Genomic DNA, 26,622 nt, shown 5'->3' with positions numbered 1-26,622 from the left:
TTGGAGAAAATGAGCACCAGCAAAATTGATACCTGCAAAAACAAATTAACGGTGGAGCGTGGGCGGTGGTTAGACCCGTATACATCGTCAGCTCAAAGAAGGCCGGTGTGCCTGGTGGAGAGTCGTACAGGGTATGGAGCTTGGTGCCACTTTTGTTTTTCTGAAAATGTGCCCATTCAAACAGATTGAGATTAACGTCGATGGTTGTTGAGTCAATGAGATGTACTATCTGTTTTTCTACTCTGTTGTTATTTCCCAGTCAAACCTCTCTGCTGACTCGTGAGCTGTTTTTTTGGGAATTTTCCCTATTAGTATACAGGTGATGCTCATGTACTCTGGAATATTCAGCAATGAAAAGCTACGGGAAAGGTTTGAAAAAGAATTTTTACCGTTCTCATTATAAACGGGCATAATAAAAATGAGTTGATATTGACAGGTTTCTTTTTCATTTATGTTGAAGGAAGCCTCAAATAAATGGACTGTTCTTGTCAATAGGGTATTAAAGGCGGTTCTGCTATGGTCTATAGTGGATATGCCATAAGAAATATTGCCGCGCGTTTCTTTTTTTACAAATTGGATGTTTGATGGCGTGAGAATACAGAGAATTTGTTCAAGTGCTTTCTTTCTTTTATAGGTATATAATTCACTCATTTTATTGGGTTCCAGAAAAAGGAAGCGTTCTTCATTATTATCTATGACTGAATCTACGTCATATTGACCGTCGGTGTTACTTTCGGGTTGTTTTATCCAGCCAGGCCACCGTTGATTTTCCAGTGGCAGCATTGCAGTTTTATAAGCGGCCCTGGAAAAAGGATTCTTTGAAAAATGAGGTTTGTCATATTTCGCTGGCACCGCTATTGCCAGTATGCTACCTTTGGGAATTAATGTGATTGCCCCCTGATCATCTATAATCCATTCATCCCTTATAAAACGAAACAGGTTTTTTTCCGTTGTTATGATTATTTTTTTACCGCTTTCACGTGTGTAGAACTTATCGTCAGCACTCAGCGTGTTAAAAAAACAAAAGGAAAACAATAGTAAGGCCATATTTTTTATCTGGCTGAAAACAGTGTTTATCATAGAACAACCTTACTTCTTTCTTTACTTGTTTGAAAATAAAATCATATGCTCAAAGCAATCACGACAGTATTGTTTATCGTTGGTTTATTTATAGCTTGTTCTTGTTTTCTGTAAAGTAGTGCTGTTTCTTAAGGGTCAATTGATTAATGGCGAATTGGCTGTGTACAGGTTTTGAATAAGAAGCGGCGGTTAAATCTGGATTCAGGGTACAGGGTTGATACCAATGGCCTATGCTAGGAGCCTGATCAATTTATCGCAACCGCAGTAGCGCAGTCTATTCTCGTACAGGCTCCTAGCTACGCTATTGTGCTGATAATTTGAACACAAGTACTATTTTTAAACGCCTCGCAACAGCAGGCTTTATTTGCCGTTTCTACCCTCAGGCGCCCCCTTGCCATGCCCATTTCGCCAGTTAGAAAAAGCCGTTGGTATGAGAAGCAGCCTTAAAAGTCATGCTCCTGCTTTCCTCACAAAAGCGACTTTTTATCCTCCATTTCTCGCAGTCCTCGCTACGGGCAGACTTTTAAGACTGTTTCTGAGAAGCCGTTTTGAAAGCTGTAACCGCTGCACTACGGCAGGCGGTTACGTTTCTGGCACGTTACCCCGCCACCATCAACCGAACCGCATCCAGTCGCAACAGGGCCTTTTTCAGGCATTGATACCCCTCGGCTGCCCGCTGTTTAAGATGTTCTATCTCTTCATCGCGCACATTGGGATTAACGGCTTTCAGCGCTGCCAGTCGCTTAATCTCGTCAGCAACATCCGCCAATAGTGCCTGGCAGGCAGAAGCAACAATGCCTTCAACGGATGTCTTGACGGAGGCTTCTGCTTTGTCCAGCAGTTTAAGGATGGGCTTTCGCTGTGCTTTAACCAGTTTTTTTGCCATGCCTTTTTTTAGCGGGTGAAGTTGGGCATTGAGGGTGTCAAAAGCCACTTTCTGCGCCAGGTCATTCATACCTGGGTCAATGAGGCAGCGTACCGGCGTGGCTGGCAAATAACGATCCAGTTGCAACGTCTTATCACCACTGGCTTCTACCACATAAATGGCCTCTAACATCATGGTGCCGGGTTTTAATGCCTTGTTCTTCAACAGCGCAACAGCTGTGTTACCCATATCACTGGTTAACACGATGTCCATGGTATCGCTGACCATGGGATGCTCCCAGGTTAAAAACTGCATGTCTTCACGGGACAAGGCCATGGCCCTGTCGAAGGTAACCGTGACACCATCAGCAGGCAGTTCAGGGAAAGCCGTGACCATATGGCTACCGGGGCGAACCACCAGGCAGTGTTTTGAGTGGTCTTCCGCTTCCACGCCAAAGCTTTCAAAGAGCTTTTCCATGAAGCGCTTTAACTGCCTGGGTTCTTCTTGTTCCTTGATAGCGTTGATCATATCTTCATTGGAAGACAGGCCGCGGGAATTAAGCTCGAGCAGTCGATCCCGGCCGTTGTGGAGATGGGCTTTCAACGCATCGTTTGTCTTGCGTGTATCGTCAATCAGTGGCTGTAGATCAGCATCACTGATGGCAGCACAAGGAAGCAGCAGAGGGGTCAGGGTCTCGTGGAAATGCTGGTGGACACTGTTGCCTGTTGGGCAGGTGTCAGCAAAGGCATTGAGTCCGTGGTGGTACCATTGGTATAACACTGACTGTGCTGTTTCTTTAATATACGGTACATGAATCTTAACGGTTTCTGACTGTCCGATCCGGTCCAGGCGGCCAATGCGCTGTTCGAGCAAGTCCGGGTGTTCGGGCAAGTCAAACAATACCAGATGATGGGCAAACTGGAAGTTACGCCCTTCACTGCCAATTTCCGAACACACCATAATCCGGGCGCCGTATTCATCAGCAAACCATGCGGCGGCACGGTCACGCTCGACAATAGTCATGTTTTCATGGAACACTGCCGTTGGAATCCCTGACAGAATACGCAGGGCATCTTCCAGGTCAAGGGCCGTGGTTGCCTTAGAGCAGATGACCAGCACTTTTTGCTTTTTCAGCAATTTGACCAGGTTGATCAGCCATTCGACCCGTGGGTCAATCTTCCACCAGGGGTCCATATCATCTACGGTGATGTGTGCCTGATAGGCCAGCTCAGGGCATAGGCTGAAGTGGATCTGCTGCTCAGCTTCGCGCTCTTCTTCCAGGGCAATCTGGTAAAGCTCGGGCAAAGGTTGTGGATAAGCCTGAACCACCCGGCCAGGGAATCCACCCACAGTCGTACGGGTATTCCTGAATAAAACCCGTCCAGTGCCGTGGCGATCAAGCAGCTGACTTAACAGCTGATGCTGAGCCGACGCCTGCTCTTCGGGGGTGCCAGTCTCAAATTGAGTCAATAGAGGCTTGCAGCTTTCGCCAAGAAAGTGCGTCAGGTCTTTTCTGGACTGTTCAGATAGTGCGCTGTTATCCAGCAAGTGCTGCACAGCATTGGCCACTGGCTCATAGGCACTTTCTTCGGCTTTAAAGGCTTCCAGGCTATGGAAACGGTCCGGGTCAAGAAGCCGCAGGCGGGCAAAATGGCTTTCAATGCCCATTTGCTCAGGGGTTGCTGTTAGCAAAAGGAGTCCGGGAATCCGCGTGGACAGGTTCTCAATACAGCGGTACTGGGTACTGGGTGCTTCATCGGACCAGACCAGGTGGTGTGCTTCATCGACAATCATTAAGTCCCATCCAGCGGCCAGAGCCTGCTCTTGCCGGGCAGGGCTGTCGCACAGAAAATTCAGGCTGCACAGAATCAACTGCTCGCTGACAAAGGGGTTGTCTTCAGTCATGCTGTTGCAACGGGCTTCATCAAACAAGCTGAAGCGCAGGTTGAAGCGTCGGAGCATCTCTACCAGCCATTGGTGCTGAAGGGTTTCCGGTACGACAACCAGTACCCGGGAGGCCCGGCCACTGATTAGCTGTTGATGCACAATCAAGCCCGCTTCAATGGTTTTGCCCATACCGACTTCGTCGGCAAGCATGACCCTGGGGGCATGGCGGTGAGCCACTTCTCGGGCTATATGTAGCTGGTGGGGAATCAGGCTGGCCCGGGGGCCAATAAGTCCTCTGACCGCTGACTGTCTCAGGCGATGGTTGTGTCGCAGGGTTTTGTAACGCACAGAATAATTGCTGTTCTGGTCGATTTGACCAGCCAGCAGGCGATCCTGAGGTTTGTTAAACCGGATAAAGTTTCCCAGGCTGGATTCGGGTAGCTCTCTGGGTTGCCCATCATCGAGCACACCGGTATAGGTTAAAAGACCCTGATCTTCAGCAACGTGGTTAACAGTGATAGTCCAGCCTTCATGGCTTTCGACCTTATCACCTGGATTAAATTGTACCCGTGTCAGTGGGCAGTTATTAACAGAATAAGTGCGCATCTCTCCCGTTGCGGGAAAAAAGAGCGTGACCATGCGACCGTCGAGGGTGAGCACGGTGCCCAAGCCCTGTTCGGTTTCAGTATCGCTGATCCAGCGCTGTCCAGGAACGAAACTCGTCATGTTTTGACTGCTGACCTTGCCAGACAAAAGTGGACTATATTAGCGGATTTCATTGCCATAACGCCATAGGGATGACCGAAGTGAAAAGTGTAACAGATAAGGTGATGTTGGCAAAAAGCCTGAAGGGGGCGATTGGATGGAATGGGACTGGCGTGGGCGCTTAATGTGGCGTGTTGGTGCAGGTTTTTTAGCGCCAGCCGATAGTTGGGGGAAAACGGTTCGCTTAACAAATTATTCAATAGCTTTTTCTGGCTACCGTAATGAGCATGGCAAGCTGAACGGCGGCAATGAAGGGCAAGTGTTCAGGTTGTCAGCACAATAGCGCAGTTAGAATTGACCATTGGTATACGTCCGGGGGGAATTATGGGGGGTTCAATAAGGCCAGGGGTTGTCGCGCAAGAAGCATTTCACAAGCACCGTGAGGAAGGTGGGGGGGTTTTTTCAGGCGTTGGGGTCTGGGCAGGCACGTATGTAAAGGCTGCTGTCGGGTCGAAAACGAGGCTGGCTTCCCACGGGAAGCCCTTCTTTGATAAAAAGCGTTTACTTGGCAGAAAGGCGGCACCTGAGCCTGCACGGAGAGTGAGCGCTAACCAACGGTTTGAGCTGCAAAAAAGGCCTGTTCACTGCCCAGCTTTGTTTACAGGCAATAAACCTGTCCCTTTAACGCGTAAAGCGATACTTCAGCATGTCAGTTTTTTAAGGAAACTAGAGGCTATTGCCATGGAGGCAAGGTGCCTCGCACGTCATGAGAAAGAGACTTTGTTGCAAACCCACCTGGCAGACTTGTATGTCACGCTCACTGACTGGCAGGATATTCCTCCGGAACAAGGTGTTGCCCTCAGGGATCAACTGGCGGCGTTGTTGCTTGGCGGTGACAGTATAACCCATGAAGACCTTTGTCGGATAATCCCGATTGAGCAGGTTCCCGAGACCCTGAAGCATGGAGAAAAAAAACGAAGCATCGCTGAAATAATGCACGGACGCCAGGCTGATCGGGGTGTTGCCTACAGAGGTGTGCTTTCTGTTGAGCTAACAGCGAGTGAGGCCGTTCAGGAAGCTATCACTTTTGCTAAACAAAATGACATTGCCCGTTTCAGACATGATCAAAAAGTATCGGCCCCAGAGCCGGTCACTCAACCAAAAAGGGGTAAAAGAGAAAGCCATGGTAATGATTCAGTCTTACCGCCACGGAAAAAACGACCAGAACCGATCAAACGGACACGGCACGAAAACGGGCATGTATCACCTGATACCCGAAAAAAACCGACCGTAAAAAAACAGGATACCGCCGTGGAAGTCAGGCCAAAGGCGTCAGCGTGGCAGGAAGATTTTGAGGATATAGAGCAGCTTGCTCATCTCGGTGAACAGCGTCGCTTGAAAAAACATCTCGATACCGTATTGAAAGTAGAAGCGCGAATAGTCCACCTGCAGCAAAAAAAACAACCCACATTGAAAACCGCCTCGCCCGAATTCCGTCAACTTGAAGCCCTGGTAAAGCGGTGGATGCAGCTTAACCCAGAGAAAAGTGTCAGGGCGCGAGATGAGCTGGAACGCTGCCTGATGGCGAGCAAGCGGATTGGCTACCTGAAGGTCAGTGAACCTGCCGCAATTGTGGGTCTCAGTCATCAGCGCCCCATAAGCGGGCTTTTTCAAGAGCTGATTGATGCAGGGGATACTTGGGTTCAGCCACCTCTGGTGTCTGTTTCCCCTTCACCTCAACAGGATAGCGACTCCGGTAGTGACGCTGATGGCGAGGATAGCGGGTATGGGTCTTTAGAGGATGCCGAAGCGCTTTCAGGGAATGATTCTGACTCCGATGATGAGGAGCTAACAGCCGTTTATCAGAATTATGCTCGCGTTCTTGATGAAGATGAGGAAGGGGATGAAGACCGGGATGCCTTGGGGGAGTTGATAAACAGAGAAGGTGAGCTGAATTCACTGTCCAGGCTGGCAGTGGCAAATCAAGCAGAAGTTAGTGGGCCCCCCTTGCTCAACAGTTCAGGAGCCATTGATGAAGACCGTGAAGAAAAAGCATTCAGGCAGTTGCTGGAAAAAGGACGTCCCCCCACAAACATGCACCCTTCCCACAAAGAAGTAGAGCGCGGCTCTTTTAAAAAAGACGTCTCACTTAAAGCCGCGAAAACAAACCAGGCACACTGGGTGGCTGTGGACAAGCTCGAAAGAGTGATCATTATGACGATGCAGCAAGCGGAGGTAATGACCACCGATACAATAGTGGAGGGCATAGAAAAAAGGTGGAGCAAAGCCCTTTACCGAAAAGCGGCCTGTCGGGTGCTCGAAGAAAAAACAGGTCAACGTCTTGATGCTGATAATGTAGAAACCATCGATGACGAGATAGCCCAGGCAATAAACAGCCTGGAGTGGGACGATTACGAAAGTGAGTACCGTGACGCCCTGGTTAAGGCTGTTGAGGCAATGGCGTGGGAAACGTTTTGCCAGATTGCTGAGAGTTGGGAAAAAATACCCCTGCCGGATGATAAGGATTTTTCAGAAAGAAAGGCGCTGTTCCAATGGCTGATAGAAAACATAGAAAATGGCTCTCTGACAAGTGTGAGGGATTTTTACCACAGCAGAGGTTTTGGCGATAAAATTGACGCCATTAAACAGCGCTTGTCTGCCCCGTAGATTTTCCTGGAAGCTGTTCGTGGCCTTTTGTAAAAAGCGCAAAGCAGGCGACCTTCATTGGCGGTCGCAGCTCACAACAGGGTTTGCGACAGCTTTTTAACGAATTCACCGTCTGGTATTTCAGGTGTTTGCCCGGTTGCCGGTTTTTTGTTTTTCTGACTGCTCCCACAAAACTTCGCCTTCCCATTGCCTTGCAGCGTGCCTGGCCAGTACAAACAGTAAATCAGAAAGCCGGTTGAGAAACTGTAATAACGGCGCATTGATGGCTTCACCCGCTTCTTTGGCAGCAATCACCTGTCGTTCAGCGCGACGGGAAACGGTGCGGCACATATGACACAGGCACGCCAAACGTGAGCCGCCAGGCAGGACAAAGTTTTTTAGTGGTGGCAGCTCTTTATTAAATTCATCAAGGGTGGTTTCCAGTTCAGTGACAAAGTGCGCCTGAATTACTTGATAGCCGGGCATAGCCAGCTCACCACCCACATCAAAGAGCCGATGCTGTAGTGTCTGGATGGGCTTATGCAGTTTATCGTCAGCAGGGCAAGTGTCTTTGAGTTCCTGTACCAGCATACCGACCCAGCTATTGAGTTCATCCACTGCGCCAATGGCCTCAATACGAGGGTGGGTTTTGGCGACACGGGTGCCTTCACCGAGGCTGGTGGTGCCTTTATCGCCGGTACGGGTGTAAATTGTAGACAGGCGGTCAGGTTCTTTATGACTGCTCATTGTTTATATCCCCTTGCCGTAACTTTTGCTGGTGTAATCTGGCTCAATAATGCCTGAGCGGCGATTAATCACAACGGTTAACTGGAAAAACAGGTTACACAGCCTATTGGCAAACCGGTGTAACACATCGGGTACGTCATGGTGACCTTCTTTGTCAATAAAGACCATAAAGCGGATGGCCTTTTTGGATTGTGAACGACAGCTGTGCAGCAGTTGAACCGCTCGCCCGCCCCTTGGGAGAATGAAGCCGTTGATCTGGCCGTCAATCTCTTGTTGATAGTGATCAAAATACCCGGCCAGCCATTGGATGTCTTGTTCAAACACCGCTTGTTTACCCCGGATAGAAGCATTGAGGTGGAAGATTTTAGGCTGGAGCAGGGTGAGAAAATCAATAAGATCCGTAAAGCGGTCCTCACCTTCAAGTTCAGAAATAATCCCACCCACCGTGGCGCACAGTTCATCGGTGATGATCTCGAAATCGCACAGGGGAGAGTGCTCGTAAATAAAGGGATAGCACAGTTCGCGGATATCACCGGAATATTTTAAGGGCATGGTTTTCTCGGGTTATGAAAATCGTTAATGGTCAGATCAAGTGAACGACGCCAGCAAATAGCGAGCCTGCCATTAATCGGCTGGCGCTATTATGGCTGGTAACGGACAATAATCCCTGCTAATCCCATGGTTTTCTCAAGATCAGCCTGTGCTGCTTTTAACTCGTCAGTACGCGCTTGTGGCCCCACATAAACACGATAAAGCGGACTTCGCTTTTCCCTCACCTGTTTTCTTGTGTAGGCGTTATACCCTTTTGACAGGAGCTTTTGCCGCAAAACCGCCGCATTTTTTTTCTGGAGGAAGGAAGCGACCTGTAACGACCAGGCTTTCAAATGCCCTTCCTTATCCAAACCGGGCTGTTCATCGGGGTCAGCAACAGGCTTTTCAGCAATGACCTCTGTGCTGATTGGATCAGCTGGGGTGTCGAGCTGCTTGACAATGGCAGGCTCCGCAGGCGTCGGGTTCGGTGGCACCATGTCAGCAACGATCAACGGATGACTATTCCCTCCATGGAATAATGCCGGAGCGGACATAATCAACACGGCCACCAGGACAATGGCTCCAATCAGACGTCGCTTCAATCCCTGACTCACGTTGCACTCCCAAATCGTTTAATTCAGTTCTTTTCAACCAGTGACATCACGGCAGCTACCGTCATAAAAGAGCCGCCTACCAGCACCAGGTCTCCCGGTTCTGCCTCATTCACTGCCTGGTGAAAACCACTGACCACATCACTGGCCGTATTAATCAAAGCCTGCGCGCGAGACAGGGCACCACCGAGCGCCGCCACGGATAACCCCCGGGGAGAGTCAAGTGCGGCAATGGTCCAGCGATGAATCTGCGCCGACAACAAATCAATCACGCTGACATGATCTTTGTCACTGTACATTGCCCATACAGCATGTATTTTTCCCGTCACGTCAGCACGCTTTAGCTGGTTGGCCAGGCGCTCAACGGCCTGTGGGTTATGGGAAACATCCAGTAAGACATCAATCAATTGCCCGGAGGCATTACGCCATTGCAGCCTTTGCGCGCGCCCCACAAGCGTCACGGCTTTAAGTCCTGCTTCAATGGACGTTCTTGTTACCGGCATCGGCAAAAACTGAAGAGCCTGTAATGCGGTGGCGGCATTGTCAAGCTCAAGCGCTGGCAATGGCAGGCCATTGTGTTCAATACGCCCACCCTCAGCCGATTGCCCAGACCAGAACCATTGCTCACCTTTTTGCTCAACCCTGAACTCATGCCCCCGACGAAAAAGCGGTGCTTTAACAGCCAGGCTTTTTTCCAGGACACTGAAGGGCATGGACTGATCACCATAAATAGTTGGCCGCCCCTCGCGCATAATACCGGCTTTTTCTTTACCAATGGCCTCCAGGGAATACCCCAGGTAGTCCTGATGATCGAGTCCAATTGTCGTCATCACCGACACATCCGGGTCAATCACATTCACCGCATCGAGCCGGCCACCGAGTCCTACTTCCAGAATAAGATAGTCTAACGGCTGGAGCGCAAAGCAATACAGCGCTGCCAGAAAAGCGTTTTCAAAGTAGGTTAAAACCGTGGCCCCGCGACAGGCATGGATGGCATTGAAAGCCTCACAAATCGGCTGATCCGCCACTGCCTCACCGTTCACGCGAATACGCTCATTAAAGCGTAGGAAGTGGGGCGAAGTGAACACACCGACAGTATGACCATTCGCCCGCAAGATAGCTTCCAGAATAGCCGCTGTAGACCCTTTGCCATTAGTACCAGCCACTGTAATGACAAAGGGGGACGGTCTGAGTAACCCCATCACTTCAGCAATAACACGGATACGATCCAGTCCGAAGTCCATTTCCTGCTCAGGGTGAGTATTCTCCAACCAGCGCAACCACTGCGACAGGGCTGAAAAGCCTTCAGCTGGTACAACATTACTCATGATCTGATGGCTTCCTCGTTTTCATCAGGGCTTGGGGCTTCCTGATTCTCCGGGACTGCTTCTGTAAAACAGGAGTCCGCCTCCTCGGTCACACCCTGTAACTTACGAAGCAACCGGGCCAGGGTGTCTCGCATATCCTTTCGCGCCACAATCATATCCAGCGCACCGTGTTCAAGCAGAAATTCACTGCGTTGAAAGCCTTCAGGCAACTTTTCACGAACCGTCTGCTCAATAACCCGCGGACCGGCAAAGCCTATCAGTGCCTCTGGCTCAGCGATATTGATATCCCCCAGCATGGCCAGACTGGCAGATACACCGCCATACAAGGGGTCTGTCATCACTGAAATGTAGGGAATACCCGCCTGCTTCATTTTCTCCAGTACCGCGCTGGTTTTAGCCATCTGCATCAGGGAAAACAGGGCTTCCTGCATCCGTGCGCCACCACTGGAAGAAAAGCAGATAAAGGGGATTTTCCGCGCAAGGCTCCGCTCCGCCGCCAAGGCAAATTTCTCGCCCACAACCGATCCCATGGAGCCACCCATAAAACTGAATTCAAAAGCACAAGTTATCACCGGTCTCCCCTGGAGCGTCCCTTTTATCGTCACCAGGGCATCTTTTTCTCCGCTGTTTTTTTGTGCCGCGCTCAAACGATCCCGGTATTTTTTACTGTCTTTAAAGCGGAGCTTATCCACAGGCTGCATATCGGCATTCAGTTCTTCCCTGCCGTCCTTATCCAGAAAGTAGTCGAGACGGACACGTGCTTTAATCCGCATATGGTGATGACATTTGGGGCATACATCAAGATTACGTTCAAGCTCAGGGCGATAGAGCACTGAATCACACTTGACACACTTTCGCCAGAGCCCCTCCGGCACATTACTGCTGCGCTCACCATTGGCGACCCGGGACAATGAGGGGATGAGTTTATCGACTAACCAGTTGCTCATCAGCGAATCCTGTTGATTGAGGAAAGCAGTGAACCTGACACACAGATTCTCTATGCTTAATGTGTAACATAATGCCAAAAACCGCCCCCAGAGGGTGCTCTGGGGGCGGTTATGTTATACCGTTTAGAAGCAGCTTAATGTTGCTTCTTACCGCCTAGGAGCCTGTTCGAGAATAGCGCCCGTAGCGAGGATCGCGAGAAATTGAGGATAAAAATTTCTGCTTCTGAGGAGAATAGCGGGGCTATTTGATGAAGAAGCAGGAATTTTTAGACCCATTTATCGAAACCGCAGTAGCGCGGTCTATTCTCGGACAGGCTCCCAGGGTAGCTGCATTTCAGAAAACGCCCACAGCCCGCTATCGCGAAGGGAGGAGTCTACCTCGTCAGAAAGTCTTCGCCTTCCCAAGGACGACACGGGTATAGTTTTCATAACTACTAACCCGGATATTTCATAAACATGCTCCTGGCCTTGCTTGCTCCTTGCGGCTCTAAGGGCAGTTTATGAAATATCCGGGCTAAGATTACATAGTCGTTTACGTATCCATCGCGGTTCGCATTTCAGCCAGCGCCCTGGCTGCCTGAGAAATAACAGCATCACCCTTGTCAGCATATTCAGCCAGGGCAGATACCAATACAGAACCCACTACCACGCCGTCAGCTATCTTACCAATCGTCGCTGCTGTCTGGCCATCACGAATACCAAAGCCAACGCCTACGGGCAAATCCGTAAAGCGTTTGATATGCTTCACCCGTTTTGACACAGCATCCACATCCAAGTTGGCAGAACCGGTTACCCCTTTCAAAGAGACATAGTATAAATAACCACTGGCAATAGCGCAGATTTTCTCGATCCGCTGGTCTGGCGTAGTGGGCGCGATCAGGTTGATAATATCGAGCCTGCAATGCGCCAATACGTCTTTCAGGCGACCCGCTGCTTCCGGCGGCAAGTCTACCACCAACACGCCATCCACGCCCGCGGCCCTGGCGCGCTCCGCAAACTCGCCATAGCCCATCATTTCAATAGGGTTAAGGTAGCCCATTAGTACCACTGGCGTGACATTATCTGTTTCCCGGAAGCGTGCTACCATGGCAAAAACGTCAAGCAATGTAACGCCGTGTGACAAGGCCCGCCCATGGGCCTCGGCAATGACTGGCCCGTCGGCCATAGGGTCCGAGAACGGGAAGCCCAGCTCGATAATATCACCACCACTGGCTACCAATTCACGCATAATGGTCACAGTATGGTTCGGGTGGGGGTCGCCAGCGGTAATATAAGGAATCAATGCCTTACGTTGCATGGCTTCCAGCTTTTCAAAACACTGTTTGATACGCATGGTTGTCTCTATTCCTTATACAGTAATGCCATCAATCTCAGCAACGGTATGAATATCCTTGTCACCCCTGCCTGAGAGATTAACAATCAGGGTTTGATCAGAACGCATTTTTGGCGCCAGCTTTTTTATATAGGCCAGGGCATGGGAGGTTTCCAGCGCCGGCATAATTCCTTCCAGCAAGGTAAGGTCACGAAATGCTGCCAACGCCTCACTGTCGGTGGCATACACGTATTCAGCCCGGCCAATATCCTTAAGATAGCTGTGCTCAGGACCGACGCCCGGGTAATCGAGACCTGCCGAGACGGAGTGGCTCTCGACAATCTGACCGGACTCATCGGTCATCAGGTATGTACGATTACCCTGCAGCACCCCTGGTTTGCCTGAGGCCATCCTGGCCGCATGCTTGCCACTGTCAATACCCAACCCGCCGGCTTCAACGCCATAAAGTCTGACCGCCTTGTCTTGCAGGAATTCATAAAACAACCCCATGGCATTGGAGCCACCCCCGACACAGGCTACCAGCGCGTCAGGCAAGCGCCCCGTTTGCTCAAGGCATTGTGCTTTCGCTTCCCGGCCAATAATGCTCTGGAAGTCACGCACCATTTGCGGGTATGGGTGTGGTCCACAAACCGTCCCCAGAATATAGAAGGTGTCATCAGGGTGCGTTACCCAGTCACGCAGCGCCTCATTGATGGCATCCTTAAGGGTTTTTGAGCCGCTTTCTACCGGAATCACCTCCGCGCCGAGCAGTTTCATTCGGTACACGTTCAGTGCCTGACGCTTGACATCTTTAGCGCCCATGTACACATGGCATTCCATCCCCAACCTGGCTGCCACGGTCGCTGTGGCAACACCGTGCTGACCGGCACCGGTTTCGGCGATAATGCGGGTTTTTCCCATATGTTTGGCCAGCAGCGCCTGACCTAGCGCATGGTTGATTTTGTGGGCACCTGTATGGTTAAGGTCTTCACGCTTCAGGTAGATTTGCGCACCGCCTAATGTCTTTGACCAACGCTCGGCATGATAAAGGGGTGAAGGCCGTCCCACATAGTGCTTCAGCTCACGGTCAAAGCGAGCTTGGAAGGCAGGGTCATGCCAGAGTACTTTGTAAGTTTTTTCCAGCGCTTCAATGGCGCTTATCAGGGTTTCGGCCACGTAGCGTCCGCCAAACTGACCAAAATGCCCGGTATCGTCGGGCATGGCGTAAAAGGATTCTTGCAGTGTACGCTGATCCACTAGTTTCTACCTACTGCTTTTATAAAGGCCTTGATTTTACCACTGTCCTTATGACCTGGGTGGGCTTCCACGCCGCTGCTGACATCAACCCCATAGGGTTGGACGGTTTCAATGGCTAACCGCACATTGCCAGCATGCAGTCCCCCCGCCAGAATAACGGGTTTACCGAGATTATCAGGAATTAATCCCCAATCAAAGGCTTCACCGGTGCCTCCGGGCACGCCAGGGGTGTAGCTGTCGAGTAAAAAGCCACTGGCCGAGGCGTAAGGCGCTACCATTTCAGCAACAGGCAAACCGGCACGAACCCGAAAAACTTTAATATAAGGACGGCTCCAGCGATTGCATTGAGTTTCTGACTCGTCACCGTGAAATTGCAAAACACCGAGGGGCACATGGTCTAAAACCTGTTGAATGGTTCGCTCCGTGGCATTGACAAACAGACCCACCAGCGTGGTAAAAGGCGGCATTGCCTGAGCGATGTCAGCGGCCTGTTCAACGGTCACGCAGCGTGGACTTTTTGGGTAAAACACTAACCCTACCGCATCAACGCCGCTGGCCGTGGCGACCAGCGCGTCAGTGACAGAGGTGATGCCGCAAATTTTGATTCGAGTCATTAGCCTCAACCGGCAAAATGGTAAGAAACGGAAGAAAAGACAGGCCATCTATACTAAACCAATACTGCCAAGCATGCATTACCGACGCTTGTAGATAATCAGCCAAGCATGTTCTTTATGCTAATTACGCTAATAAAAAGGTGAATGTCGTGCCTAAACCTGAAATGAATAAACAATTTATTTGCGCTATTTGCGAGAAAACATTTTTACGATCAGACTATCTCACCGCACACATGCGACTGCATTCAGGGGAAAAACCCTACAAATGCCAAACTTGCGGGAAAGGTTTTGCGCAATCGGGCAACTGCAGAATACATGAACGAACCCATACAGGGGTTAAACCCCACCAATGCGATATTTGCGGGAAAAGTTTTACGCAGTCAAGTACTCTCAATAGACATACGCTCATTCATACCGCGGAAAAACATTACAAATGTGGTGCCTGCGGGAAAAGTTACGCGCGGTTCCACGACCAAAAAGAACACAGTATGACATGCCGTGGTTCGTCGAGCACCATCAGCACAAGCACTCAGCCGCTGGACAATGGCGAGGTTGCCATTTGCACAACCCATGAGGTGGAAATAAGTGATACGCTTGTTCTCTCTGCCTCTCATATAACACGCTCAAACGCCAGTGCCACAGTCACTACGCAACACCACCAAGGCGCTGTGGTGACAACGGTTGAGCAAAAACAACCAAACCCTCCTGCGACTATAAATACCAATCCGGGACTCAAAGATCCTGCGGTTGATCCTATGTGGCCTCAGTTCGATACAAAAAATACCGATAGTCCGATAACCTCTGTTTTCTATACGGGTGATATCAATTTCGGCACAGAAAATATACTTGCTGACATACCGGACATTCCAGACATTCCAGATATGACGAATTAATCTGTGCCAATACGCGACGATCAAAACGCATTGACGAATAACTTTTTCTCACCACCGTAGATGCTGATGAGCGAAACCTCGGCGTCGTTGATCAAGCCTGATATCACACCCTGCCAAAATTAATTTTTATGCTAGCTTGTTAATGGGAACGCTCATTAGAATTCAACCCATTAATCAGGAACGCGCTTTCTGAGAGAAAGGAGAATATCGTGCCTAAACCTAAAGTTAAGAAACAATATATCTGCAAAGTTTGCGGGAAATCACTTTCACGTGGGGATCTTCTCAACAATCACATGCGGGGCCATGAAGGTATTAAGCGTTACAAATGCACCACCTGTGGGAAAGAATTTACGACTGGCAGTAATTTAGGTAAACACCTACGAATCCATACCGGTCAAAAACCCTACCAATGCCCGTCCTGCAGTAAGTGTTTTAGCGATCCGAGCAATCTCTTAGCACACATGCGAATCCATACAGGTGTTAAACCGCATAAATGCTCAACCTGCGGGAAAAGGTTTTTGCATAAGCACCATCTCACCAAGCACGAGAACTCAAAAAACTGTATACCTGGCAGTATTGATACTGCCAACGCCATAGAGACAGCCGTACAGCCGCTAGATAATGGGGAGGTCGCCGTTTGCACATCCTATAAAGTGACAATAAGTCATGGTCTTGTTTTAAGGTTCTCTCGCATAACAGGCCCAGAGGGCACTGCCACAGTCACTACGTAACAGCATCGAGGGGCTATAGTTACCACGGTTGAGCAAGAAGAATCAAACGCTTCTGCCGCAAATGTCATCCCAGAACCTGAAGACCCAGAGATTGATCCTATGTGGTCTCAGTTTAATAACCAAATTGACGATGTTCCGACGACATCTGTTTTTTATACCGGTGGTCTGGATATAGGTGACATAGATTTCGATCCAGAAGATAGACTTCCCGAGATACCGGGCATGCCAGACATGACGAATTAATCTGTGCCAATACACGACGATCAAAATGCATTGACGAATAACTTTTTCTCACCACCGTAAATACTGATGAGCGAAACCTCAGCGTCGTTGATCAAGCCCGACATCACACCCTGCTAAAATTAATTTTTATGCTTGCTTGTTAATGGGAACGCTCATTAGAATTCAACCCATTAATCAGGGACGCGCTTTCTGTGAGAAAGGAGAATGTCGTGCCTAAACCTAAAGTTAAGAAACAATATATCTGCAAAGTTTGCGGGAAATCACTTTCACGTGGGGATCTTCTCAACAATCACATGCGGGGCCATGAAGGTATTAAGCGTTACAAATGCACCACCTGTGGGAAAGAATTTACAACAGGCAGTAATTTAGGCAAACACCTACGAACCCATACCGGTCAAAAACCCTACAAATGCAAATTCTGCAGCAAGACATTTGCCGATCGGAGCAATTGCACAACACACATGAAACTCCATGCAGCTATTAAACCACATCAATGCTCAATCTGCGGGAAATGTTTTTCACGTAAACACCATCTCATCGATCACCAGGGGTCAAGTAAATGTATACCTGATAGTACTCCTTCGTCCAGCGCCATAAAGACAACCACACAGCCGCTAGGCAATGGGGAGGTCGCCGTTTGCACAACCAATAAAGTGATAATAAGTGATGATCTCGTTTTAAGATTCTCCTGCATAACAAGCTCAGAGGGCACTGCCACAGTCACAACGCAACAGCATCGAGGGGCTGTAGTTACCACGGTTGAGCAAGAAGAACCAACCTCTTCTGCTGAAAATGTCACCCCAGGGCTCAAAGACCCGGAGATTGATCCCATGTGGTCTCAGTTCGATGATCCAATTGACGATAGTCCGACGACATCTGTTCTTTATACCGGTGATTTGGGTATGGGTGACATAGAGGGTGACATAGATTTCGATCCAGAAGATAGCCTTCCTGAGATACCGGGCATGCCAGATATGACGAATTAATCTGTGCTAATACACGACGATAACAACAAATTGACGAATGACGTCTACAGACTCAACCAAATTTCGAATAACTTTTTTGTTAATGGGAAAGCTCATTAGAATCCAACCCATTAACCAGGAACGCGCTTTCTGCGAGAAAGGAGAATGTCGTGCCTAAACCTAAAGTTAAGAAACAATATATCTGCGCTATTTGCGGGAAATCACTTTCACGTTCGGACCATTTCAACAATCACATGCGGGGCCATGAAGGTATTAAACGTTACAAATGCACCACCTGTGGGAAAAAATTTGCAGATAAAACTAATTTAGACAGACACCAACGAATCCATACCGGTGAACAACCCTACAGATGCAGATACTGCGGCTGGAGATTTCGCCAGCCGGGCAATCTCTCAAGACATATACGACTCCATGAAGGTATTAAACCACATCAATGCTCAATCTGCGGGAAATGTTTTTCACGTAAGCGGGATCTCATCAATCACCAGGAGGGGGCAAGTAACTGTAGACCTGATAGTACTCCTGCGTCCAGCCCCATAAAGACAACCGTACAGCCGCTAGACAATGGGAAGGTGGCCGTTTGCACATCCTATAAAGTGACAATAAGTCATGGTCTTGTTTTAAGATTCTCTCGCATAACAGGCCCAGAGGGCAGTGCCACAGTCACTACGCAACAGCATCGAGGGGCTGAAGTTACCACGGTTGAGCAAGAAGAGTCAAACGCTTCTGCCGCAAATGTCATCCCAGAGCCCGAAGACCCAGAGATTGATCCTATGTTGCCTCAGTTCGATGATCCAATTGACGATAGTCCGACGACATCTGTTTTTTATACCGGTGATCTGGATATGGGTGACATAGAGGGTGACATAGATTTCGACCCAGAAGATAGCCTTCCCGAGATACCTGGCATGCCGAAGGTGTAGCTGTCGAGTAAAAAGCCACTGGTCGAGGCTAAGGCGCTACCATTTTAATAACAGACAACCCGGCACGCACCCGAAAAGCCTCACTATTTCATGAGCCACAAGGTTCTTCGCGATCTTCAGGGAAGTTCATGAAATATCCGGGTTAGCCTCAACCGGCAACATGTAAAAACGTTAAGAAAAGACAAGCCGTCTATACTAAACCAGCACTGCCGAGCATGCATTTCGCGAGGGCGTCTGCACTTGTGAGAATCGTGCTTAGGTTCCAGACCCTTTTTCTAGGAGGCTGTCCGAGAATAGACTACCCTACTGCGGTGGCAGCAAATTGGTCTAAAAAGTCGGAAATTTTTAGCAAATAGAACCACTATTCACTAAAAATTTCCGACTTTTTATCCTCAATTTTCTGCCATCCTCGCTACGGGCGCTATTCTCGGACAGGCTCCCAGGGCTGATGGCGGCGCCGCGAAGCGTGCGTTGAAGTACTCCCCTGACGACCAGGAGAACGCAATGACAGGTAAATTATTTACCACCGATTTCTCGCGAAATCCTAATTACTACATGAATGGGAATATAAAGGACCATTCCCAGAGAAATGTCGTTGAGGATAACTTCAACGAAGCAATCAAGTACAAGTTGACGCAGCCGACCAGTGAAAGTGAAGTAGCAGAGGCCGTCTGCCAGGGATTAGATGTTGACGTTGTGCTATGGCGAGGCACGACAGCAGAGAGGGTTGCGCATATTGAAAAGAATGGCTCTGCTGGAGGCATTGCGCCAGAATGTGACACCAAGCCTCCTGGTGAAGCTTCTGTGAGAACGCAAATCGCCTTTGGAAGCTCTCTGCCTGAATTCACCACTAACCCGAACCTGGGCTTCAGCTTCCGCCACTGGCTTGTTGTGGTCTTCATCAATAGCCAGTATCTGGCAAAAGGTAGCGGGAGCGAAGGTGGTTGGGTTTGTAATGCCTCAGCGCCAGTCACGGTGATTGAGAAGGTGGATCGAACGTTAGGGTTTCCTGAGCCTTCTTTCATCAATGCTTCATAACGGACACAGATAATTGTTTTAACGGATTGTCTCATGGATGAGAGACGTTTTTAATCGAAACTTTTTTTCAAAATTTATCTAGCGTTTCTCAAATAAGTGTCATGCGCAAGACGTAACGTCGCCATCACGCTTGGTTATTGGCTCACTGAGATGCTCCCCCAAGCAGCTTCACATCAATTTTTTGCTTAATGGGATATCTCTGGAATTCAAAGCATTAGCCAGGAACGCGCTTTCTGCGATAAAGGAGAATGTCGTGCCTAAACCTAACGTTAAGAAACAACATATCTGCAAAGTTTGCGGGAAATCGCTTTCACGAGCGTACCATCTCAAAACCCATATGCTCAGCCATGCAGGTATTAAATTATACAAATGCGAAACTTGCGGGAAAGAGTTTTTACGTAGGAACAGTTTCACAGAACACAAGCTAACCCATACTGGTGAAAAACCCCACAAATGCACCGAGTGCGGTAAGTGTTTTACTGATCCAAGAAATCTCTCAGTACACATGCGAATCCATACAGGTGTTAAACCTCATGCATGCTTAATCTGCGGGAAAAGGTTTTCACAGAAGCACCATCTCACCAGGCACCAGAGTTCAAAAAACTGTAAACCTGATAGTACTCCTACGTCTAGCCCCATAAAGACAACCTTACAGCCGCTAGACAATGGGAAGGTCGCCGTTTGCACATCCTATAAAGTGACAATAAGTCATGGTCTTGTTTTAAGATTCTCTCGCATAACAGGCCCTGAGGGCAGTGCCACAGTTACTACGCAACAGCATCGAGGGGCTTTAGTTACCACAGTTGAGCAAGAAGAATCAAACGCTTCTGCCGCAAATGTCATCCCAGAGCCTGAAGGCCCAGAGATTGATCCTATGTTGCCTCAGTTCGATGATCCAATTGACGATAGTCCAACGACATCTGTTTTTTATACCGGTGATCTGGATATGGGTGACATAGATTTCGACCCAGAAGATAGCCTTCCCGAGATACCGGGCATGCCGGAGGTGTAGCTGTCGAGTAAAAAGCCACTGCTCTAATCTAAGAAAAAATCGTCCGCCACCGTCAACGTGCCTATCTCCCGATAGAGGTTATCGGGCTCAACATCACACTGTGCCAACATCAATTTTTTTGATTACTTATCAATGGGAAAGCGCTATAAAATTCAGGCCATGAGCTAGAAATGCGGTTTCTGCTTAAAAGGGTGATATTATGCCTAAACATGCCGTGCCTAAAATTAAGAAAAAACATATCTGCACAATTTGCGCGAAAGAATTCACACGTGCGACCGGCCTGACAATTCACTTGCGACTTCATAAAGGTGAGAAACCCTACAAATGCCCCAACCCCAACTGCAATAAAGGTTTTGCGGATAGCAGCGGTCTCGCAAAACACATAAACAGCTGTTCAGGCCAGCAACCTTACAAATGCGAAGAATGCGATAGAGCTTTTGCGACGCGGTCGAACTACAAAAGGCATATGACAATTCATTCGGGTACCAGGCCATTATACATCTGTCCCACCTGCGGGAAAAATTATGCGCGAACGAGTAATCTCAAAAGGCACAGTTTGATATGTCCCGGTTCTTCTAACGCCTTAAACACAAGTATACAACAGCTAGATGATGGAAAATTCGCCATCTGCACAACCCATGAAATGAAAATAAGTGATACACTTGTTACCACTTTCTCTAGCATAACAACCCCAACAGCCAGTGTCACAGTCACTGAGCAGCGGCATCCAGCGGCAGTTGTTACAGCCGTCAGGCAAAAACAATCTGTTGCTCCAGCTATCAACCCAAGTCGTGAGATTGATCCTATGTTGCCTCAGTTTGATAGCAAAGACGACGAAATTCTAACAACATATGTTGTTTATAAAGGTGATGTGGGTGTGGAGAGCATAGATTTCGGCCCGGCATATAACCTTTTCGACTTACCGGACATAACAGATTAACGCCTTCAATTCACGACTTTCAGGGTGTGTTCACACGCTTTTATCAGTGGTTGCAGCACATAAAAGTGTGTGAACAATACCTTAATAGTCCCATTATTTATGGGGCAGCGTTTATAGTACTGCTTGATTTTTTGGGGCTATTTCAACTTGGTTATCGGGACAACTACCCTGAAAACGCCGCTTTAAACTTCGAGGTGTTGCATCTTCATGCAGTTTAACGGTATTGTTGTGCAAGCTGTTAATTTACTTATAAAAAAAGGCTGAATTATGATAAAAAAATGTGTTCAGGGACTAGTAACGAGTTCACTGATCGGCGCCCTTTCTTTCAATGTACTGGCCGGTACACTGGACTCTGTCAAAGAACGAAAATATCTGACCTGCGGTGTCAGCACCGGGCTGGCCGGTTTCTCCAGCCCAGACTCGGAGGGTGAATGGTCCGGGCTGGATGTAGATGTTTGTCGTGCAGTGGCCGCGGCAACCCTTGGTGATGAAAATAAAGTCAAATTTATTCCATTAACCGCCAAAGAGCGTTTTACCGCACTTCAGTCGGGTGAAATTGATGTGCTGTCGCGTAATACCACCTGGACGCTAACACGTGACGCGTCTTTGGGCCTTAATTTTGCCGGTGTCAGTTATTACGATGGCCAGGGATTTATGGTGAAAAAAAACCTGGGTGTCACCAGTGCCCTTGAGTTAGACGGTGCTTCTATTTGTATTCAGGCCGGAACCACCTCCGAGCTGAATTTGTCCGACTATTTCCGCCAGAACAAGATGAGCTTCAAACCGGTGGTATTTGATACCTCAGACAGTACCGCTAAAGGGTTTGATTCCGGTCGATGTGATGTACTGACTTCCGACCAGTCTCAACTGTATGCCCTTCGCCTGCGGTTGGCAAAACCCGATGAGGCCGTGGTTCTGCCTGAAGTTATTTCCAAAGAGCCACTCGGTCCGGTGGTCAGTCAGGGGGATGACCAGTGGTTCAACATTGTCAAATGGACCTTGTTTGCCATGCTCAATGCAGAAGAATTGGGCATCACTTCCAGTAATATTGACAGCCACAAAAAATCCACCAACCCGGCTGTCAGGCGTTTGTTAGGATTGGAAGGGCCAAAAGGTGTTGGTCTTGGTCTCGATGATCAATGGGCATACCGTGTCATTAAGCAGGTGGGTAATTATGGCGAGGTTTTCAGCAATAACGTCGGTGATGGCTCCCCACTGAAAATCAGCCGGGGTCAGAATGCATTGTGGCGTGACGGCGGCCTGCAATATGCGCCGCCCATTCGATAAGGCCAGCTTATGAGAGCTGTCTTTAAGATAGGGCGCATGTGGCGAAACGTGCGCCTGAGGGGTTTATTCATTCAAGTTATAGTCATTGCCCTGCTTCTGCTGGCTGGTGGCTGGATTATACACAATACGCTGAACAATCTGGAAAGTCGCGGTATTACCACGGGGTTCGGATTTCTAACCCAGCAGGCAGGATTCGGCATTATTCAGTCATTAGTGCCCTACGACGAATCCCATACGTTTGCCCGCACCTTTGTGGTGGGCCTACTGAATACGCTGCTGGTTTCTTTTCTGGGTATTATCCTGGCCACGGTGCTGGGTTTTTTTATCGGCATTGCAAGATTGTCGTCTAACTGGTTGCTGGCACGATTAGCGGGTGCCTATATCGAAGTATTCCGTAATATTCCGTTGTTGCTGCAAATACTCTTTTGGTATTTTGCTGTCCTGGCAGTATTGCCATCACCCCGTCAAAGCCTGGCACTGGGTGACAGCATCTTTATCAATATTCGCGGTTTATTTGTTCCTGATATCACTGTTCATCAATTCGGGTTGTTAGGGCTTGCCACGTTATCCATGCTGATTATTTGGCAGGGTTTGCGTAAAACAGCATTGAAAGATCATGGACAACTGCTTAAAGGGGTTGCAGCGCTGGTATTGATGGCATTACCCTGGCTCTTCTGGTTAGCCACTGACGGTTTTGTGCTGGAAAAACCTGTGCTAAAAGGCTTCAACTTCACCGGCGGCATTCAGTTATTGCCTGAGTTGTGCGCATTACTGCTGGCACTTAGCATCTATACCGCGGCATTTATAGGTGAAGTGGTCCGCAGTGGCATCGAGTCCGTGAGTAAAGGCCAGACAGAAGCGGCCCAGGCACTGGGATTAAAAGACAGTAAAATATTATCAAAGGTGGTAATACCCCAAGCCATGCGCGTGATTATTCCGCCACTGACCAACCAATACCTTAACCTGGCCAAAAACTCGTCACTGGCAACGGCTATTGGTTATCCAGATCTGGTCAATGTGTTTGCCGGGACGACGCTCAATCAAACCGGGCAGGCGGTAGAAGTCATTGCCATGACCATGGCTGTTTATTTGACGATGAGTTTGCTGGTATCTGTGTTTATGAATTTGTATAACCGCCGTATGGCTCTGGTTGAGAGGTAAGTATATGGCTGAACAGTTAATAGCTGCCAGAGCTCGCCCCGTTGCCTCTGACAGGTATGCCCGATGGTTAAGACAGAACCTGTTTAACAGTCCTGCCAGTGTCATGGTAACCGGGTTGATTCTTGTTATGCTGGCCTGGGCACTGCCTGCCTTTTGGCAATGGGCTGTTACAGATGCCCAGTGGCGCGGACAATCCAGTGCCGAGTGTACCGGAGACGGCGCATGCTGGTCGTTTGTGACCGCTCGCATGAATCAGTTTATCTATGGGTTTTATCCCGATGATCAACAGTGGCGTGTTGATCTTTTTTTTCTGCAACTGGCCCTGGTCATAGCCTGGCTCATTATACCGAAAATGCCCCGGCGGGGCTGGGTGCTGGGATATGGTGTACTGGTTATGCCATTTGTCAGTACCTTGCTGCTCACGGGGGGCGTATTGGGGTTAGCGGTTGTGGATACTCACCAGTGGGGCGGGTTAATGTTAACCCTGCTGCTGGCCATAGGGGGGATGCTGGCATCGCTGCCTTTAGGCGTTTTGCTGGCACTGGGCCGACGGTCAAGCATGCCGGTTATTCGCGGGTTATGTACTGCCTTTATTGAGCTTTGGCGGGGCGTGCCCTTAATTACGGTGCTATTTATGGTTTCCGTGATGCTGCCATTATTTGTGCCAGAAAATATTGTCTTCGATAAACTGCTCAGGGCGTTTATCGGGATTGCGCTTTTTCAATCGGCTTATATGGCTGAAGTGGTACGTGGTGGCTTACAAGCAATCCCCAAAGGGCAGACGGAAGCGTTTCAAAGCCTGGGTTTACGATACTGGCAGGGGATGTTACTGGTTGTTTTACCCCAGGCATTGCGACTGGTCATTCCTGGCATTGTAAATACCTTTATTGCCTTATTTAAAGACACAAGCCTTGTTTTGGTGATCGGGCTGTTTGATGCGCTGGCCATTATTCAGGCAGGGCTGAATGATCCCCTGTGGCTCGGAAGAGCGGTTGAAGGTTACCTGTTTGTCGGTTTTGTCTTTTGGGTGTTTTGCTTTGCTTTTTCTCGTTACAGCCAGCATCTGGAAAAACAACAGGAGGTGTCATGATAAAACAGCAACAGCTCACGCAGTCTCCCATTATTACCATCAATCAGCTGAATAAATGGTATGACGATTTTCATGTATTACGGGATATTAACCTCAGCGTGGCTCAGGGTGAGAAAATTGTTATCTGCGGCCCCTCGGGCTCGGGCAAATCCACGCTGATTCGGTGTATCAATGCATTGGAAGAGCACCAGGGGGGAGAAATTAACGTTGATGGTAGCCCTCTGTCACAGGATATTAAACAGATAGAAAAAATCCGACAGCAAGTGGGAATGGTGTTTCAACAATTTAATCTGTTCCCTCATTTAACCGTGCTGCAAAATTGCACGCTGGCACCTATCTGGGTCAAAAAAGTGCCTGTGAAGCAGGCAGAAGCGGAGGCAATGGCGTATCTGGAGCGAGTCAATATTCCCGAGCAGGCCGATAAATACCCGGGACAGTTATCGGGTGGTCAACAACAACGGGTGGCTATTGCGCGCAGCTTATGCATGAAGCCAAAGGTCATGCTCTTTGATGAACCCACGTCAGCCCTTGACCCGGAAATGATCAAAGAAGTTCTCGATGTTATGGTAGAGCTGGCAAATGCCGGGATGACGATGCTCTGCGTCACCCACGAAATGAACTTTGCCCGGACGGTCGCTGACCGGGTTTTATTTATGGATGAAGGTCAGGTCATTGAAGAGGCTTCGCCTGATTTGTTTTTCACTCAACCAGCCTCGGAGCGAACAAAAGCATTTCTTGGTCAAATACTTTGAAAATATATATCAATAAATGTTAAGGGAAGGAATAAAAAAAAGTAAAATTGCGACACTACTGACATTTGCCCCCTATAATGAAACACAGAAAATAATGTAGAAGCTGTCGCAAGGGGAAACCAATGAAATTTAGTGAACTTAAACTCGGTGATATTGTATTTTACGATCAGCCATTCTGGAAAAAAGCGTCTAACTATGAAGATGACGTTAGTGTTTCCCATGTGGCTATAGTTTCTCATTTTACCAGAAGTTTAGATGGGGAAAGTTCAGATGGGGAAAGTTTAGATCAGCAAGGTTTTATTCCCTGGTTAGCCCATGTAAGTGAAAAAAATTCCAATGCGCTGGTAATGAATCCCATCAATATATCGGCCTACGAATACAGTGAATTTCGCTATTTGGTCTATCGGTTAAAATACCCTACTGATCACCAGATCTATGCTGAGAAAGTCGCGCAGACCGCCAAGCTTTGGGCAATGTATAATCCTGGTACACAGTGGGTGGATAAAGCGTACAATAAGAGCATACCAACGGTTCCCCATGCTTTTAGCTGGTTAACGGCCGCGACTTCTTCTATCCGTTCAAGCCGGTTTGGCTCAGGCGCACGTTCATATGTTTCCTATTTAAGGGGCTTAACCGAAGATAATGAAGGGTTTGGCCTTAATGTGCCTTCTCAATTAACAAATAGCCGTCTTCCTTTTAGTGGCATGTCTTGCTCCATGTTCGTGATCTCTGCTTATCAAGCTGTGTTGGGCGATGCCAGTGCCCATTTATTAGCGTTGGATGCCAGAACAACCCTGCCTTGGACATTTGAAAAATATCTAAGATCCCGAAATAGACAAAACTGGAAAAGGCTCGGCTATTTGGATTTTTATCATGAGCAAAAAAAAGCGAACCCTGGGCAAATAAAAGCGAACCCTGGGCAAATAAAAGCGAACCTTGGCTGAATTCTTAGAAGCAGTCTTAAAAGTCTGCCCGTAGCGAGGACCGCGAGAAATGGCGGATAAAAAGTCGCTTTTGTGAGGAGAATAGTGGGACT

Annotated in this window: 24 protein-coding genes and 2 pseudogenes; 16 read left to right on the top strand and 10 right to left on the bottom strand. The window is 48.6% G+C overall.

The window, feature by feature from the left end; genetic code table 11:
* Positions 1–237 precede the first annotated feature (237 nt).
* On the bottom strand, positions 238–1,080 hold the full coding sequence (locus V4C51_RS05935; protein WP_330925218.1) for a hypothetical protein: 843 nt from the start codon (positions 1,078–1,080) through the stop codon (positions 238–240).
* Between the two features lie 598 nt (positions 1,081–1,678).
* On the bottom strand, positions 1,679–4,558 hold the full coding sequence (gene rapA / locus V4C51_RS05930) for an RNA polymerase-associated protein RapA (RefSeq protein WP_330925217.1): 2,880 nt from the start codon (positions 4,556–4,558) through the stop codon (positions 1,679–1,681).
* Positions 4,559–4,694: 136 nt separating this feature from the next.
* On the opposite strand from rapA, the gene V4C51_RS05925 reads away from it, so the two are divergent.
* Both V4C51_RS05925 and V4C51_RS05920 read left to right on the top strand, forming a co-directional pair.
* A complete protein-coding gene (locus V4C51_RS05925; RefSeq protein WP_330925216.1) occupies positions 4,695–4,880 on the top strand; it encodes a hypothetical protein in 186 nt (61 codons plus the stop codon).
* Positions 4,881–4,921: 41 nt separating this feature from the next.
* Entirely contained in the window at positions 4,922–7,204 is a 2,283-nt protein-coding gene (locus V4C51_RS05920; protein ID WP_330925215.1) for a hypothetical protein, read from the top strand.
* 120 nt (positions 7,205–7,324) lie between these two features.
* Here the strand turns inward: V4C51_RS05920 and V4C51_RS05915 are convergent, their stop codons facing one another.
* From V4C51_RS05915 to V4C51_RS05880, 8 genes are all read right to left on the bottom strand, one after another.
* Positions 7,325–7,930, bottom strand: coding sequence for a cob(I)yrinic acid a,c-diamide adenosyltransferase (locus V4C51_RS05915; protein ID WP_330925214.1), 606 nt, complete (start codon positions 7,928–7,930; stop codon positions 7,325–7,327).
* 3 nt (positions 7,931–7,933) lie between these two features.
* Positions 7,934–8,482 (bottom strand): cobalamin adenosyltransferase, encoded by a 549-nt coding sequence (locus V4C51_RS05910; RefSeq protein WP_330925213.1) that lies wholly within the window; start codon positions 8,480–8,482, stop codon positions 7,934–7,936.
* An 89-nt stretch (positions 8,483–8,571) separates the two neighbouring features.
* Positions 8,572–9,075 carry an SPOR domain-containing protein gene (locus V4C51_RS05905; protein WP_330925212.1) on the bottom strand — a complete coding sequence of 168 codons (504 nt, stop codon included), beginning with the start codon at positions 9,073–9,075 and terminating at the stop codon, positions 8,572–8,574.
* Positions 9,076–9,098: 23 nt separating this feature from the next.
* On the bottom strand, positions 9,099–10,400 hold the full coding sequence (gene folC / locus V4C51_RS05900) for a bifunctional tetrahydrofolate synthase/dihydrofolate synthase (protein ID WP_330925211.1): 1,302 nt from the start codon (positions 10,398–10,400) through the stop codon (positions 9,099–9,101).
* The gene (gene accD, locus V4C51_RS05895; protein ID WP_330925210.1) at positions 10,397–11,347 is read right to left on the bottom strand and encodes an acetyl-CoA carboxylase, carboxyltransferase subunit beta; all 951 of its coding nucleotides are present in this window, start codon (positions 11,345–11,347) and stop codon (positions 10,397–10,399) included. The genes folC and accD overlap by 4 nt, the downstream gene beginning before the upstream one ends.
* 532 nt (positions 11,348–11,879) lie before the next feature.
* Complete coding sequence (gene trpA / locus V4C51_RS05890; RefSeq protein ID WP_330925209.1) at positions 11,880–12,680, bottom strand: tryptophan synthase subunit alpha; 801 nt, start codon at positions 12,678–12,680, stop codon at positions 11,880–11,882.
* Between the two features lie 15 nt (positions 12,681–12,695).
* Positions 12,696–13,880 carry a tryptophan synthase subunit beta gene (trpB, locus tag V4C51_RS05885; protein ID WP_330925238.1) on the bottom strand — a complete coding sequence of 395 codons (1,185 nt, stop codon included), beginning with the start codon at positions 13,878–13,880 and terminating at the stop codon, positions 12,696–12,698.
* A gap of 35 nt (positions 13,881–13,915) precedes the next feature.
* On the bottom strand, positions 13,916–14,530 hold the full coding sequence (locus V4C51_RS05880) for a phosphoribosylanthranilate isomerase (RefSeq protein WP_330925208.1): 615 nt from the start codon (positions 14,528–14,530) through the stop codon (positions 13,916–13,918).
* Between the two features lie 149 nt (positions 14,531–14,679).
* On the opposite strand from V4C51_RS05880, the gene V4C51_RS05875 reads away from it, so the two are divergent.
* From V4C51_RS05875 to V4C51_RS05820, 14 genes and pseudogenes are all read left to right on the top strand, one after another.
* Positions 14,680–15,423, top strand: coding sequence for a C2H2-type zinc finger protein (locus V4C51_RS05875; protein WP_330925207.1), 744 nt, complete (start codon positions 14,680–14,682; stop codon positions 15,421–15,423).
* A 209-nt stretch (positions 15,424–15,632) separates the two neighbouring features.
* A complete protein-coding gene (locus V4C51_RS05870) occupies positions 15,633–16,154 on the top strand; it encodes a C2H2-type zinc finger protein (protein ID WP_330925206.1) in 522 nt (173 codons plus the stop codon).
* Between the two features lie 452 nt (positions 16,155–16,606).
* Positions 16,607–17,383 (top strand): C2H2-type zinc finger protein, encoded by a 777-nt coding sequence (locus tag V4C51_RS05865; protein WP_330925205.1) that lies wholly within the window; start codon positions 16,607–16,609, stop codon positions 17,381–17,383.
* Positions 17,384–17,532: 149 nt separating this feature from the next.
* Positions 17,533–18,306 (top strand): C2H2-type zinc finger protein, encoded by a 774-nt coding sequence (locus V4C51_RS05860; protein ID WP_330925204.1) that lies wholly within the window; start codon positions 17,533–17,535, stop codon positions 18,304–18,306.
* 504 nt (positions 18,307–18,810) lie between these two features.
* A complete protein-coding gene (locus V4C51_RS05855) occupies positions 18,811–19,344 on the top strand; it encodes a DUF4765 family protein (protein WP_330925203.1) in 534 nt (177 codons plus the stop codon).
* Positions 19,345–19,597: 253 nt separating this feature from the next.
* Positions 19,598–19,855, top strand: a pseudogene (locus V4C51_RS17910) (C2H2-type zinc finger protein); the annotation flags it as partial.
* Positions 19,856–20,041: 186 nt separating this feature from the next.
* Complete coding sequence (locus tag V4C51_RS05850) at positions 20,042–20,356, top strand: hypothetical protein (protein WP_330925202.1); 315 nt, start codon at positions 20,042–20,044, stop codon at positions 20,354–20,356.
* 199 nt (positions 20,357–20,555) lie between these two features.
* A pseudogene (locus V4C51_RS17905) lies at positions 20,556–20,828 on the top strand (C2H2-type zinc finger protein); the annotation flags it as partial.
* 171 nt (positions 20,829–20,999) lie between these two features.
* Positions 21,000–21,296 (top strand): hypothetical protein, encoded by a 297-nt coding sequence (locus V4C51_RS05845; protein ID WP_330925201.1) that lies wholly within the window; start codon positions 21,000–21,002, stop codon positions 21,294–21,296.
* Positions 21,297–21,563: 267 nt separating this feature from the next.
* Positions 21,564–22,583, top strand: coding sequence for an amino acid ABC transporter substrate-binding protein (locus V4C51_RS05840; protein WP_330925200.1), 1,020 nt, complete (start codon positions 21,564–21,566; stop codon positions 22,581–22,583).
* Between the two features lie 36 nt (positions 22,584–22,619).
* On the top strand, positions 22,620–23,744 hold the full coding sequence (locus V4C51_RS05835; protein WP_330925199.1) for an amino acid ABC transporter permease: 1,125 nt from the start codon (positions 22,620–22,622) through the stop codon (positions 23,742–23,744).
* A gap of 4 nt (positions 23,745–23,748) precedes the next feature.
* Entirely contained in the window at positions 23,749–24,834 is a 1,086-nt protein-coding gene (locus tag V4C51_RS05830) for an amino acid ABC transporter permease (protein ID WP_330925198.1), read from the top strand.
* The gene (locus V4C51_RS05825; protein WP_330925197.1) at positions 24,831–25,586 is read left to right on the top strand and encodes an amino acid ABC transporter ATP-binding protein; all 756 of its coding nucleotides are present in this window, start codon (positions 24,831–24,833) and stop codon (positions 25,584–25,586) included. Before V4C51_RS05830 ends, V4C51_RS05825 begins: the two co-directional genes overlap by 4 nt.
* Positions 25,587–25,708: 122 nt before the next feature.
* Entirely contained in the window at positions 25,709–26,530 is an 822-nt protein-coding gene (locus V4C51_RS05820; RefSeq protein ID WP_330925196.1) for a hypothetical protein, read from the top strand.
* Positions 26,531–26,622: the final 92 nt, after the last annotated feature.

Source organism: Candidatus Sororendozoicomonas aggregata, from assembly GCF_031528575.1.
GTDB classification, from domain to species: domain Bacteria; phylum Pseudomonadota; class Gammaproteobacteria; order Pseudomonadales; family Endozoicomonadaceae; genus Endonucleibacter; species Endonucleibacter aggregata.
Note: the sequence above shows the minus strand (reverse complement) of the source record. Positions and strands in the feature narration are given on the sequence as shown.

Bases quoted from the DNA above. Each gene is read 5' to 3' on its own strand.
- V4C51_RS05920 (WP_330925215.1), top strand. From the start codon at position 4,922: ATGGGGGGTTCAATAAGGCCAGGGGTTGTCGCGCAAGAAGCATTTCAC.
- rapA (WP_330925217.1), bottom strand. From the start codon at position 4,558: ATGACGAGTTTCGTTCCTGGACAGCGCTGGATCAGCGATACTGAAACC.
- V4C51_RS05910 (WP_330925213.1), bottom strand. From the start codon at position 8,482: ATGCCCTTAAAATATTCCGGTGATATCCGCGAACTGTGCTATCCCTTT.
- V4C51_RS05835 (WP_330925199.1), top strand. From the start codon at position 22,620: ATGTGGCGAAACGTGCGCCTGAGGGGTTTATTCATTCAAGTTATAGTC.
- trpA (WP_330925209.1), bottom strand. From the start codon at position 12,680: ATGCGTATCAAACAGTGTTTTGAAAAGCTGGAAGCCATGCAACGTAAG.
- V4C51_RS05935 (WP_330925218.1), bottom strand. From the start codon at position 1,080: ATGATAAACACTGTTTTCAGCCAGATAAAAAATATGGCCTTACTATTG.
- V4C51_RS05840 (WP_330925200.1), top strand. From the start codon at position 21,564: ATGATAAAAAAATGTGTTCAGGGACTAGTAACGAGTTCACTGATCGGC.
- V4C51_RS05830 (WP_330925198.1), top strand. From the start codon at position 23,749: ATGGCTGAACAGTTAATAGCTGCCAGAGCTCGCCCCGTTGCCTCTGAC.
- accD (WP_330925210.1), bottom strand. From the start codon at position 11,347: ATGAGCAACTGGTTAGTCGATAAACTCATCCCCTCATTGTCCCGGGTC.
- folC (WP_330925211.1), bottom strand. From the start codon at position 10,400: ATGAGTAATGTTGTACCAGCTGAAGGCTTTTCAGCCCTGTCGCAGTGG.
- V4C51_RS05845 (WP_330925201.1), top strand. From the start codon at position 21,000: ATGAAAATAAGTGATACACTTGTTACCACTTTCTCTAGCATAACAACC.
- V4C51_RS05880 (WP_330925208.1), bottom strand. From the start codon at position 14,530: ATGACTCGAATCAAAATTTGCGGCATCACCTCTGTCACTGACGCGCTG.
- trpB (WP_330925238.1), bottom strand. From the start codon at position 13,880: ATGCCCGACGATACCGGGCATTTTGGTCAGTTTGGCGGACGCTACGTG.
- V4C51_RS05820 (WP_330925196.1), top strand. From the start codon at position 25,709: ATGAAATTTAGTGAACTTAAACTCGGTGATATTGTATTTTACGATCAG.
- V4C51_RS05925 (WP_330925216.1), top strand. From the start codon at position 4,695: ATGGAATGGGACTGGCGTGGGCGCTTAATGTGGCGTGTTGGTGCAGGT.
- V4C51_RS05915 (WP_330925214.1), bottom strand. From the start codon at position 7,930: ATGAGCAGTCATAAAGAACCTGACCGCCTGTCTACAATTTACACCCGT.
- V4C51_RS05855 (WP_330925203.1), top strand. From the start codon at position 18,811: ATGACAGGTAAATTATTTACCACCGATTTCTCGCGAAATCCTAATTAC.
- V4C51_RS05825 (WP_330925197.1), top strand. From the start codon at position 24,831: ATGATAAAACAGCAACAGCTCACGCAGTCTCCCATTATTACCATCAAT.